Consider the following 11,653-nt stretch of genomic DNA (forward strand, 5'->3'; position numbering starts at 1 on the left):
TTAACTTTCAAAGCTTTTCCGATATTACAAGAGCTAAAATCGATGAACTCTCTGTATTATTCAATTAGTTCACAAGTGACTTTCACATTTATTTCCATATAACTCCTCAAATAATTCCCCTGGCTTCTTTCCTATAGCTTTTTCAATAAATATTAATTCGTAGGCATCTAAAGCACCTTTTCTATAATACAATTCACTTAATCTTATTTCATTAATTCCAGTTTTAGCTGAAATTTCTTCTAGCGAATTTGTGATATTCTCGTATTTAGACATTACTATTCCAAATTCATTCCGCTCTTTAGGAATCCATTTATTTAAATCGAATTTCTGATTTAGGAATACAATTCTAGTTGCATTATTTATAGAATCATTAAAAGCTTTTACAATTAAATAAAAGGTTTGAGCAGATAATTTTGATACTGAACCATTTTTTAGTTTGCTAACTTGTCCTTTTGATAACCCAGAAATTTCGGATAGTTGTTTATCCTGCCATTTTAATTCTGAAATCTTGTCACTAATGTATTTATCAATATTATGATTCATTTTCTTTGTTAAGTATTCTTTTTATCTATATACTTCTTAGCAAAGTCTTTATAAGTTTCTGCTGTTTCGTCTTTCCAATTAGTAGATTCTATTAAACTATGTATGTTTACACGTAAAAGTTTCGCTATTTGATAAAACTCCTCAAGGCTAGGTTGTCTTTTATTGTTACGCCATAAAGAAATAGTAGATTCTGATTTTCCTAAATATACAGCAATTACACGGTTCTTAATTTTCTGATCGTCAAAGACGTTTTTTAATCTATTTAATTTCATTTTTGAAAAAATTAATTAAAAAGTTTTGCGTTTAACGTAAAACTTTGTATGTTTGTACTTATATTTTTGCGACATTAAATTTTCATTAAGTCCAATACGACTTAATTGATGATGTCTCTCATGAAAGAAAACCGCTAAAATTTCCACATGAGAAGATTTGAGTTCGCCACTATCTATTAGATTTTACTATTTTTGTACAATATCTAATAGGGCGAACTTCATGTAAATCTTTGTGGACTACAATTTCGATTGTAGGGTTCTTAGCGGTACCTCTTTCAAAGTTTTGAAGTTTGCCTTATTGTTTCTCTTCATTACTTTCTTGAAAGACATCGTTCAATTGTCATAAACCTATAAATTATGAGAACGATCTTTTTATGCATCAGCACGATCAAACCACCTTAACCACGGGCTACAAGCAAGCTGCTTTACCGTCCCAAAACCGGAAACAATCAGGTCATCAAGCCAGAAAAACACCAAGCAGGATTGTAATCCTACAGCGTTTAACCCTGCCTTGACACATAAAAAAAGAAATTATATAAAATAATCCCCTTTATAGCCAATCTCAAAACCTAAAATGCCCTTGGCATCTGGATTGAAGCCTTTCCTCTTTAAACTCGCACTTTAAAAGTATTGTCTTTATTTCTATTTTCCAAATGCGTTGCCAAAGTTTTCAGACTTTGTTTCAATAAGACTAGTAAAAGCAGCTTCTTAACCCCCAAAGCAATAAATCAGCATTCCCAGTCAGGAAAACACACTTTTCTGAACCGGTCAGGAATCCCTATGCCAATTTTAAACCAATAACCTGTGTCACCCTGAGCTTGTCGAAGGGCATAACCAATAACACAACACCAATAACAAAAAAAACTCCTGCACCGCAAGGTCCTTTGAGCAAAAGATCTCATTAATTTAATTTGAATTTATTAATGGTGCAGGATGTTTTTTATCGTGAGTCGTGAGAAAATAGATAATAGAATAAAGAAGCAAGAGGCAAGAATCTTATTTTGAATTTTAAATAGAAAGGAGGCGATTATAGAATGTAGAATATAGTCGAAATACGATAACCCAAAACCCATAACCCAATACCCATAACTAAAACCTACTAAATAACATGAAATATTACAGACAAATACAAGCCTTATTGATACTAGCATTTATAACATTGATATGCCTTTGGATCTCTGGCTGCAACAGTAATAGAGAAAAGATTAATTCAATTACATATCAAATTACTATCATTTCCGGGATTCAAATGTCCTTAGCTTCCGCAGTCGAGCGTCAAATGTTTGAAGAATACGTAAAAAGAAAAGCTGTTTGATCCGCCGCGGCGGAGAGTTTTTTTCTTTTAGTATTCGAAAACTAATTTGACCGACGAGGGAGTTCAGACTTGATTTTTTTGGTTCTTTTTTGATCAAGCAAAAAAGAACAGAATAATAATTAAAATCCAACTGCTTAGCAATAAAAATAAATTAATGTTTAATTCCTAATCACTAACAAAAATCGCCTATGACAAAATAAAAAACCTTACCTCAAGACTTTAAGACATTTGACTTGATGACTTTAAGACTTATATAAAAAGGCCCTCTAACCGTCTGGACAACTGAAGAGGACCATCGCAAACAAAACTAACGTTTCATTAAACTAAACCAATATTATGAAAAAAAAATCATTTTATAAGAAAGATTCATCTTTTTGGTACCTGATTATGATCGGGTTCACATTAAGCTGTATCCCAGCCTTGGCTAACAATCCGCTAAGGCCACGACCGTCTGAACGACAGCAAAACCAAATAAGCGGTACCATAACCGATGGCAGAGCACCCCTGCCCGGCGTGACCATCGCTATAAAAAACCGCGTCAATTATGCCGTCCTATCAGATTTTGATGGCAAATACACCCTCCTAGCCAAAGCCAATGATACCTTAGTTGTGAGCTATATCGGCTATAAAACAGCCATAATCCCCATAAACTACCGCAAAAATATTCATATCCAATTGCAGGAGGACATCACCTCCTTGCAGGAAGTCCGCGTCAATGCCGGTTACTATTCCGTCAAAGAAAAAGAGCGCACCGGAAGCATTGCCCGCATCACAGCTAAGGATATTGAAAAACAACCAGTTTCAAATGTACTTGCGAGCATGCAAGGTCGTATGGCAGGGGTTTCAATTGTACAGGATGCAGGTACTGCAGGGGGCGGTTTTACAATAAGAATACGCGGGCAAAATAGTTTGAGAAGTGATGCAAACGAACCGCTGTATATTATCAACGGGGTACCATATTCCTCTGAAAGTATAGGTTTTAGTGAAACATCCACGGCTACATTAGGAGCCACTAGTCCACTCAATAGTATCAACCCATCAGATATCGAAAGTATAGAAGTGTTGAAAGACGCTGACGCAACGGCAATATACGGTTCACGAGGAGCAAACGGTGTTGTTCTAATTACAACCAAAAAAGGCAAAGAAGGACAAACAACTTTTACAGTGAACGCATCTTCTGGGGTGGGAAAAGTAACTCGGTTTCTAGATTTGATGCATACCCAAGAATACCTGGCAATGCGAGGACAAGCTTTTGCAAATGATGGGATAGCCGTTTATCCAGAAGCAGCCTATGACATTAATGGTACTTGGAACAAGAACCATTATACTGATTGGCAGAAGGAACTTATTGGTGGTACAGCCGAAATTAGCGCATTGCAAGGATCGGTTTCAGGTGGATCGGCGCAAACACAATACCTGCTCAGCGCAACGTACCGTAAAGAAACAACTGTTATGCCAGGTGATTTTCAATACAACAAGGGCTCAGCACACTTTAGTATGAATCATGCAGCATCAGACGGCAAATTTAAAACACAATTTTCTGCAAGTTATACAACCCAAAAAAATGACCAGCCCGCAGCTGATTTGACCTATGCAGCCCGATCCTTGGCTCCTAACGCTCCGGCCTTGTACACCGAGAACGCAGAGCTTAATTGGGAGAATGGCACATGGAACAATCCGTTAGCTAACCTAAATCAGAAATTCACATCTAGAACCTACGACCTCTTTTCCAATGCTGTTTTAACCTATTCAATAGTAAAGAATCTTGAGCTTAAAAGTAATTTTGGATACACGGATACTAAGAATAACGAGAAGCGCACCATACCATCAACAATTTACAATCCATCGTATGGCATGACCAGTAGTAGTTCTTCTCTATACACTAACAACACCGCACGTCGCTCCTGGCTTATAGAACCACAGTTAAATTACAATCTACACAGAAACAAACATAAGATTGAAGCACTTGTGGGTGCAACTGCACAAAGCACAACCACCGAAAGATTGCACGTTATTGGTTATGGATTTTCGAGTAACGCTCTAATCAGTGATTTGGCCTCAGCTTCGTTACGCCTTGTGTTTACAAGCGACGAGAATATTTACAAATACCAAGCATTCTACGCGCGTATAAACTACAACTATGACAAGCGCTATATCTTTAACGCAACAGGGAGGCGGGATGGATCGAGTCGCTTTGGTGTTGGCAAACAATTCGCCACTTTTGGAGCATTAGGAGCAGCTTGGCTCTTCTCAAATGAAAACTTTTTAATAGACAACAGAATAATGAGCTATGGTAAGTTACGAGGAAGCTATGGTGTTACAGGAAGTGACCAGATAGGTGACTACCAGTTTCATGATACCTATGTTTCATCTGGAAATACTTATCAAGGACTTATAGGACTACAACCAAGCCGTTTGTTCAATCCAAACTTTGGCTGGGAAAGCAATCGCAAGCTCGAAGTCGCCATTGACGCTGGCTTTTTTCATGATCGTATTTTTTTAACAGCAGCATGGTTCCGCAATCGATCCGGAAATCAACTCGTAGGAATACCATTGCCAGGAACCACCGGTTTTAACGTGTTAAATGCTAACTTGAATGCAACCGTGCAAAATTCAGGTACAGAATTCACTCTTCAAACAGCAAATTTTCAAACAGTAAATTTTAAATGGAATACTGCCATTAATATTACTGCAAACCAAAACAAACTTCTATCCTTCCCTGACCTGCAAAGCTCTCCCTATTCTAATAGTTATAAAATTGGTCAGCCATTATCAATACAGAAGGTGTATCATTTTATTAGGCTTAATCCTCAGACTGGTGTGTATGAATTCGACGATGTAAATGGTGATGGTACTATAGCTGCACCAGAAGATAAAGAAACAATAGCTAATCTGTCTCCCAAGTATTTTGGTGGACTTCAAAACACATTTAATTATAAAAATTTCCAATTTGATTTACTATTCCAATTCGTTAAACAACAAGGATTTAGATATCTACCAGGGCCTGGAGGTGGCATGACTAATCAGCTGCAGGCTGTTAGTAATAGTTGGCAACAAACAGGCGATAGTAGTTCACAGCAAAAACTGACTACTGGTCTTAATTATGACATAATTAGCGCTTATTACAACTTCACAGAAAGTGATGGCGCCATTACTGATGCTTCTTATTTGAGACTTAAAAACATATCTCTTTCTTATGATGTGCCACAACCTCCATCCTCGAAGATCAATTGCCGACTATCCCTACAAGGCCAAAATCTTTTAACTATTACTCCTTATGATGGGGATCCTGAATTTAAGTTCGCTGGATATTTACCCCCACTTAAAATGTATACCGCCAGCGTTCAACTAACTTTTTAATTCAAAAATATGAATCATTCTACAAATTATCCGAATAAGAAAGGAAAAAGTATCCGTATTCTAGCACTTTTCCTAATACTCACTTATTTTTCATCTTGTGACAGTTTCGTTGAAGTAGACCTTCCTTCATCTCAACTTACAGGTGATTTGGTATTTAAGGACAAAAATACAGCTAATGCAGCCTTAATAGATATTTATGCCAAGATACGCGATAACGGCCTGCTTTCTGGTAATCTAACCGGGACAAGCACTTCCTTAGGCCTATATGCTGACGAACTAAATTACTATGGTCCTGTGACAGATACTGGCGGAAGTTTATACAATAATACCTTAATAGCCACGGATGCTAATGTGAGGCAAATTTGGAATATTACTTATGGACAAATCTATGCAGTAAACGCCCTTATAGCCGGTATGTTAGATGCTCCAATTCCTAAAGTCGACCGCGATCAACTCATTGCGGAAGGACTTTTCATTAGATCACTATTGTATTTTTATTTAATAAACACTTTTGGTGATGTACCTTTTATCACATTTACTGATTATAGAGTGAACAGCATAGCTCAAAGGGTTGAAATTCAGACTATCTATACCAGTATCATCGCAGATCTTAAGCAAGCCTCCTCAATGATACAAGAAAGCTATCAGTCACATGGTCGAGTACGACCAAATCGAGCGACAGTAAATGCACTGCTCGCCCGAGTATATTTATATACTAATCAATGGCAAGAATCCGTAAGTACGGCTTCAGCAGTGCTCAATCAAAGCGAATACTCCCTAGAGTTACCAATTTCCCAAGTATTTCTCAAAGAAAGCCCCTCAACTGTTTGGCAGTTCAGCCCTAAATTCGAAGGAAATAACACTGACTTTGGAATAACTTTCATCTTTAATTCAGGGCCACCACCTTTTGTAGCGCTTACAGAAGGACTTATAAACGCTTTCGAAGAAAATGATCAGCGTAAGCTTTATTGGACCACAGCAGTAACAAATAACGTCAAGACATGGTATTATTCATCAAAGTATACACAAAATGGGTTTACAGGCGTGTCAATCGAATACCCTATAGTCTTTCGTATACAAGAACAATACCTGATAAGGGCTGAAGCAAATGCGAGATTAGGTCGTTTAACCGAAGCAAAAGAAGACCTGGATAAAGTGAGAATAGCCGCAGGACTAATCGATAGCAATGCAGTGACTCAACAAGAAATAGTAGACGCTATATTGCGGGAGCGGCGTGTAGAGTTCTTTGGAGAATATGGAGGTCGTTTTTATGATTTGAAACGCACAGGAAATTTAAATCAAGCCCTCAGCAGCGTAAAACTAGGGTGGAACGCAAATGATGCTCTCTTTCCTATACCCGAAAATGAAATACTTATCAATCCCAATCTTAAACCACAAAATTCAGGATATTAATGACTCGTACAATGAAATTTATTTGGATCAATTTATTTTGTTTCCTTGTTGCCTATCCAGTTTTTGGACAATTGGTAAAAACTGATTTGACCGAAAGTGATTACGGGCAATGGGGCACCTTGCGCCTTGGCAAAATCTCAAAAGATGGTAAATGGGTCGCCTTAAGTATGATTTACGAGAATGGCCAGGATACTTTATACCTGAGAAGCACAAATAATACAAAGCAGTTTGCCTTTCCCAAAGGTATTGAACCCGCATTTGAAGGCGAATATTTTGCCTGTATTACAGAAGGAAAAGTTGCGGTGATGAATCTAGCTGATAATAGTACTTCTTATGATGCAGGAGTGCGTTTTAATTTTTTTACTAACAAAGCAATTGCAATCTGGTCGCGCTCAGAAAACAAGGCGCCAAACTTAAAGGTAAAAACTTTAAGTGGGCAAATAGCACTAGAAATTCCTGATATAGTGGAGTACACAATAACTAAAAATATTTTGTTATACAATCGAAAACTTCAAGATTCCAGTTTTGTCGGTATTGTTGATTATCGAGGAAAAAAAACAAAGAATACGGTAATTTTTAAGAAGAGAGGAGAATTGCAAAGCTTAGTCAGCAACAAAGAAGGAACTGCCGTTTCCTTCTTAGGTTCAGATTTGAATGAGGATAGGCTCACATCAATATTTCATTATGATTTGGTAAAAAACAAGCTGAGTAGCATAATACCACAACAATCTCTTAATGTGACGGATACTATTTCAATTACAACTACAGGAATTTACCGTCATTGGATATCTAACGACGGTAAGAAGGTCTTTTTTGCAATCCAACGCAAAAATAATTATTACCCGAAAAACCATACTGTCGAAATTTGGAATAGTAGTGATAAGTGGACTCATAACTTAGAAGTTCAGCTTGATGGATGGGAAAACGTTTCTAAAGCGGCAGTATGGATGCTTGAAGAAAAAAAAGCTAGTGTAATTGGAGATAATATCTTGCCTCAAGCACGTGTTTTTGGTGATGGCAAATATGCTCTGCTTAGTAATCCTCAAAGTTACGAGCCACAATTTAAAGAAGAGGCAGCACGAGATTATTACCTTTTAGATATCGAAGCGCAAAAAAGGACTATACTATTCCATCAACTGCCAGGTGCTGCAGACGATATACAGGCAACTCTAGATGGCAAATATCTCATCTATTATGACAAGAATTCTTGGTATGCTTATAATCTTTTAAAGGACAATTCACGTGCACTTACAGCAACAGGACTTTCTATTTGGGAATCAGACCCCAACGATTATAATTCTGAACCAAGAGTGTACGGCATCGCAGGATTTTCAACAGACAATAGTTCCGTATTTCTTTATGATCGTTTCGACTTATGGGAAGTAGGGATTACAAAATCATTTGCGAGAAGGCTTACCGATGGCAAAGAAAAAGGCATTCGCTTTCGATTAGCCGTTTCAGCTGGCAATCCAGGAAAAACAGATCCCGATCCTATTGATATTTATAAACAACTATATTTAAAGGCATACCGTGAAAAGGATGGAGTATCTGGTTATTATAAGCTAAAAGATAATAAATTACAGAAGCTAATATTTGATAATAGTTGCACAGATGAGATCGTTTACGCTTCAGAAATCGATATTTTTAGGGAGCAAAGTTTTGATATGCCAACACGCGCAATTGCATTGGTAAAAGGAAAACGAAGTGTTTTATTTGAAAGTAACCCAAAAATAAAAAAATACAACTGGCCTTTTTCCAAAATGATCACGTATCGCACAATGGGAGTTGAAAAGCCTGCGGCATTATTCCTTCCTCCAAATTATGACGCGAATAAAAGATATCCAGTAATTGTGCATATTTACGAAGATATGTTTCCAGAACTGCATCATTTCGTAAATCCTACATGGAGAAACCCAGAAGGTTACAACATTACCACACAGGCAGCAGACGGATATTGTGTGGTTCTACCTGACTTGAACTATGAATCCAACAACGCAGGTGTTTCTGCTGCACGCTCACTTATAGATTTGACTAAAATGTTGGTAGATGAAGGTATCGCCAATCCAGAAGCCATCGGTTTGATGGGGCATTCTTTTGGTGGTTATGAGACATTTTTTACTATTACACATACAAATGTATTCGCAGCAGCAATTGCAGGCTCAGGTATTTCCGATACTGTAAATTGGTACTACAGCATGAGTCAAGATTTAGAAAAACCAGAAATGTGGCGATTTGAAGATCAGCAATTTCGGATGACGAAGCCATACCATCTTGATCCTAAATCTTATCTTCTTAACTCCCCAATTTTCAACATATACAATGTAAATACTCCACTGTTATCTTATTCTGGTAAAAACGATCGTGTTGTACCATGGCAGCAAAGTATGACCTTTTACCTTGCATTAAGAAGGATGAAAAAACAAACAACATTGCTGCTATATCCTGACGAAGGACATGTATTAAATAATCCGAATAACCAAAAAGACCTAAGCCTAAAGGTAAAGGCTTGGTTCGATCATTACTTGAAAAATTTACCATCTAGTGGATGGATGGATCAGCAATACTAAAAAAACAAATGCAGTTCTTACGAACTGCATTTGCATTTAGAAACTAACAGTTTATGGTTTAAACAACTGTTGATCGCAGGCAGTACCTAATGCATTGTACTTCCACACTGGAAGTGGTGTCGCATCGGCTGACATACAGGTTGCACCAGGATTACTGGAACAGTTCACATTACGCGAATCACATGATGAGCTACTGGTTGCATGAACATAGCCAATAATCGGTGGTTTTACCGAGCTAGTACTTGTCGAGCTAGTACTCAAGGCTCCTGCACTAGCAAGAGCGAAAGCGGCCACTGGAAGGGCCAACATTTTTAAAATTGAATATTTCATAATTAATAAAAATAAATAGTTGTGATCTACTCTATTAACAGGTTTTCGATCTTATCCTGATACTGCAGTATACAATTAGGCCTAGACTAGTTAAAGTTCTTATGCAGCCTATATTTTTGTAATGTTTTACCAATAATGATATAAATTCCTTCTGAATTCACCATGATATCAGAAATCTTGTCTTCTCCAATGTCATAAGCATAAAAGCTCGAAACATAGGTATTGTTTTTTAGATCGTATATATCGATAACAGATGAAGTTTTCCATAAATCAAGAGGTTCAAATTTCCCCCGAAGTCCTGAGTTCACAAAGAGATACCTTCCATATGAAGCACTATATTTATTGATAGTTATAGCTGGGGTCGAAGGCTTACGTTCTCCTGACTCCTTGAAATAATTGACCTTGATTGCAGCACGTGTGGTGGTGTCAATAGTATTTCCCCTGTAATCAAGTTTTAAATGCTGATTAGTTACTATAAACTGATTTCTATAATAATAGAGATAAGTTAAATTTTTCAGTATCGGGTCATACGACATAGTTCCATCAGTATCAAAAATACCATCTTTTTGTTTCTGCAGAATGTTATTAATAAGTGTTACGTTCATTTTTTTTGAAAAACTGAACTTACCCAAAATATTTTCTTTAGAATAACGATCTTGAGCCCGAAATGCAATATTTAAACTGTCCATAACCACTATTTTTGAAAAATAATAGTTTCCCATCATAATTTGAAATGCTTTCCAGTCACTTACTTTTCCCCGAAAAATCACTGGTACTGTTCCATCAAAAACAAAGAAATAAGGAAGTACGACCTTGAGTTGGACGGAACGAAATGGATATTTGTCGTGATCAATGCTGATAATATGTTTTATTTGACGCTGTAATTTATTGTCCCATTCATAGACAACTAAGGGTGTATTTGTGTTGCTTAAAAATACTTTGCCATTCCCAGCACCAGCAAAGTAGGCGTTGTACATTTGTAAATCCGCTTGACCCGTCTTTTCTACTACACCACGATCAAACCTTCTCACGAAAGGATTTTGATGATGAAGTACTCTTTCAGAAAAAGTATATAGTATAAAAACAAGGAGTATAGAAAAGAAACTACCACAAATTACTAAAGTATACGTCTCCGTGTTTCGTCGTTCTGCCAAATACGCAGCTAATGCTAAAACAGTAAATACAATATTGAAAATTAAATGTTCGGTCCATCCCATTTTTTCTAGAATACCCCCACAAGAGCAAGGAACAAAAGAACTGTAATTCAAAATGAAAATAATGTAAGTTGTAAAAACGAGCATCAACAAAAACGCACAAAATAAACCTGTACGTCGCATTTTAGGAATTCCTAAAATTATGGAGACACCAAACTCAACAATCAAAACTATGTAAGAAATCGGACCTGCATAAGCACTCAACAAGGGCGATTGCCCCAGCTGCACCTGAAAGTTCTCAAAATCCAGCAGCTTACTCACTGCCGCATAAACAAATAACAGGATGTACAGCAAACAGATGCAATCAAGAATAATACTTTGGGTTCTGGCAGCTAATTTCATATCGGTAGTACTTTAAATTAATCCGATATAAAATTCCAAAAAAACCAACAAACAGCAGTACTCAAATCGGGAGTATCACTAGTCAAAAAGGGATTTTCTAAACAACTAAAAAAAATACAACCAATTAACAACAAACAACTTAACACTTCCTCCCGACACGCTCTCCAAACCGATCCCGATAGCTCCTATGTTTGCGTTGTACAAATAATTTGATCTCGAAGATGTATATTTGGATGTAATAAAGTGAAAAGAATGAGAGCATACCGATGGCTAAATAACTCCGGAAGTATATTGACC

At 37.0% G+C, this 11,653-nt stretch carries 6 protein-coding genes; 3 read left to right on the forward strand and 3 right to left on the reverse strand.

Features of this window, described 5'->3' with window-relative positions; translation table 11 throughout:
* Positions 1–69 precede the first annotated feature (69 nt).
* On the reverse strand, positions 70–543 hold the full coding sequence (locus BUB25_RS15900; protein WP_072946087.1) for a helix-turn-helix domain-containing protein: 474 nt from the start codon (positions 541–543) through the stop codon (positions 70–72).
* 8 nt (positions 544–551) lie between these two features.
* The gene (locus tag BUB25_RS15905) at positions 552–815 is read right to left on the reverse strand and encodes a helix-turn-helix domain-containing protein (protein ID WP_072946089.1); all 264 of its coding nucleotides are present in this window, start codon (positions 813–815) and stop codon (positions 552–554) included.
* A 1,702-nt stretch (positions 816–2,517) separates the two neighbouring features.
* Between BUB25_RS15905 and BUB25_RS15910 the strand changes: the two genes are divergently transcribed.
* The 3 genes from BUB25_RS15910 to BUB25_RS15920 are packed head-to-tail and all read left to right on the forward strand — an operon-like array spanning position 2,518 to position 9,470.
* Positions 2,518–5,490 carry a SusC/RagA family TonB-linked outer membrane protein gene (locus BUB25_RS15910; protein WP_244533846.1) on the forward strand — a complete coding sequence of 991 codons (2,973 nt, stop codon included), beginning with the start codon at positions 2,518–2,520 and terminating at the stop codon, positions 5,488–5,490.
* A 9-nt stretch (positions 5,491–5,499) separates the two neighbouring features.
* Entirely contained in the window at positions 5,500–6,903 is a 1,404-nt protein-coding gene (locus BUB25_RS15915) for a RagB/SusD family nutrient uptake outer membrane protein (protein WP_072946093.1), read from the forward strand.
* 11 nt (positions 6,904–6,914) lie between these two features.
* On the forward strand, positions 6,915–9,470 hold the full coding sequence (locus BUB25_RS15920) for an alpha/beta hydrolase family protein (RefSeq protein ID WP_170066918.1): 2,556 nt from the start codon (positions 6,915–6,917) through the stop codon (positions 9,468–9,470).
* A 416-nt stretch (positions 9,471–9,886) separates the two neighbouring features.
* Here the strand turns inward: BUB25_RS15920 and BUB25_RS15930 are convergent, their stop codons facing one another.
* Positions 9,887–11,356, reverse strand: coding sequence for a MauE/DoxX family redox-associated membrane protein (locus tag BUB25_RS15930; protein ID WP_072946098.1), 1,470 nt, complete (start codon positions 11,354–11,356; stop codon positions 9,887–9,889).
* Positions 11,357–11,653: the final 297 nt, after the last annotated feature.

This window comes from Flavobacterium granuli (assembly GCF_900129705.1).
Classification (GTDB): domain Bacteria; phylum Bacteroidota; class Bacteroidia; order Flavobacteriales; family Flavobacteriaceae; genus Flavobacterium; species Flavobacterium granuli.

What these genes read in the sequence shown, in the direction of transcription:
- BUB25_RS15920 (WP_170066918.1), top strand. Translation starts at nt 6,915, where the DNA reads ATGAAATTTATTTGGATCAATTTATTTTGTTTCCTTGTTGCCTATCCA.
- BUB25_RS15930 (WP_072946098.1), bottom strand. Translation starts at nt 11,356, where the DNA reads ATGAAATTAGCTGCCAGAACCCAAAGTATTATTCTTGATTGCATCTGT.
- BUB25_RS15915 (WP_072946093.1), top strand. Translation starts at nt 5,500, where the DNA reads ATGAATCATTCTACAAATTATCCGAATAAGAAAGGAAAAAGTATCCGT.
- BUB25_RS15900 (WP_072946087.1), bottom strand. Translation starts at nt 543, where the DNA reads ATGAATCATAATATTGATAAATACATTAGTGACAAGATTTCAGAATTA.
- BUB25_RS15910 (WP_244533846.1), top strand. Translation starts at nt 2,518, where the DNA reads ATGATCGGGTTCACATTAAGCTGTATCCCAGCCTTGGCTAACAATCCG.
- BUB25_RS15905 (WP_072946089.1), bottom strand. Translation starts at nt 815, where the DNA reads ATGAAATTAAATAGATTAAAAAACGTCTTTGACGATCAGAAAATTAAG.